At 46.4% G+C, this 1,417-nt stretch carries 2 protein-coding genes; both read left to right on the top strand.

The features are described 5' to 3' along the window. Positions 1–983: alkyl hydroperoxide reductase subunit F (gene ahpF / locus A3766_RS25960; RefSeq protein ID WP_068643258.1), on the top strand; the 983-nt coding region annotated here is incomplete at its 5' end. A 135-nt stretch (positions 984–1,118) separates the two neighbouring features. Further along, on the top strand, positions 1,119–1,417 hold a 299-nt coding region (locus A3766_RS25965; protein ID WP_156509155.1), incomplete at its 3' end, for a hypothetical protein.

A 1,417-nucleotide genomic window follows, 5' to 3' on the forward strand; every position in this document is an offset into this window, starting at 1 on the left:
AATTGATGGCTAAATACCCCGACATCACTCAGGCAGCAGAGCCTGCTGAAGCACTACCTGTTCAGGATGTTGTTGTGATTGGTGGTGGCCCGGCAGGTGCAGCATCAGCGGTGTATAGTGCTCGAAAAGGTTTGAAAGTAGCGATCATCGCAGATCGGATTGGTGGACAGGTGAAAGACACTATGGGGATCGAAAACCTGATCTCTGTGCCTAAAACAACCGGCCCGGAATTGTCTACGGCTTTGGAGCAGCATATTAAAGAATATGACGTGACCGTCAGAGAACACTTACGAGTCGCGAACATCGAGAAAGGCCAGGGGGGTGAAAACCATAAGATTGAACTCTCTTCGGGTGAAGTGATCGAAACCAAGACGGTGATTGTTGCGACCGGTGCAAAGTGGAGAGAGCTTGGCATTCCTGGCGAGAAGGAAAACATAGGTCAAGGTGTTGCTTACTGCCCGCACTGTGACGGACCGTTCTTTAAAGGTAAGGATGTTGCTGTTATTGGTGGCGGAAATTCAGGTGTTGAAGCGGCTTTGGATTTAGCTGGTATCGTAAAATCTGTCACAATCTACGAGTTTATGCCTGAATTAAAGGCTGACAAAGTCTTGGTTGAGCAAGCTAAAAAACGTGAGAATATTACTATTCTGCGTAATGTAGCGACCAAAGAAGTCTTGGCTGAAGGTGGCAAGGTTGTTGCCTTAGCATACGAAGATCGTGATAGTGGTGAAATTAAGCGCCAGGAATTATCAGGCATTTTCGTCCAAATAGGCTTGGTGCCCAATAGTGGCTTCCTGGAAGGCATTGTAGAAATGAACGCCTATGGCGAGGTAATTGTAGACGCCAAAGGTCAGACTGACGTACCAGGAATCTTTGCCTGCGGTGACGTGACGACCGTGCCTTATAAACAGATCGTGATCGCTATGGGGGAAGGTGCCAAAGCTTCTCTTGCAGCCTTTGACTACTTGCTAATGCAAGGCTAGCCTAAAAAAGCCAGTCCCAGGTATATTGAGCCAATTGGGGCTGGCTTTGTTTTACTAGCGGTAAATCTTCTCTAGACTTTACTTTCTGCTCTGTTATGTTTGTATCAGACCATGACATAGCCAAGCAGACCCTTAATGAAAATTATTGAGCCCAATCTCTGTAATTGTGAATCCTTAGTGGATTTGATCTATGCAGAAACCTCCAAGAATCTTGATGAGCGATTTGTTCGCGCGGTCGGCAAGTTATTAAATCCCGGTTATGTCCGTTTATGTCTTGGGGATTATAGACACAGCACTGAGCTTGTCGTGCTCGCCACTTATCAGCCAGTCTCTGGTGCTAAATCCGAATCAAAGGTTTCACTTAATACCAAGGCTCTAGCAGAGCCGGAAACGGTATTTCCGATACATTTGAGTACCGGGCAAGAAATTAGCAT

The sequence above is a fragment of the Oleiphilus sp. HI0132 genome, assembly GCF_001635845.1.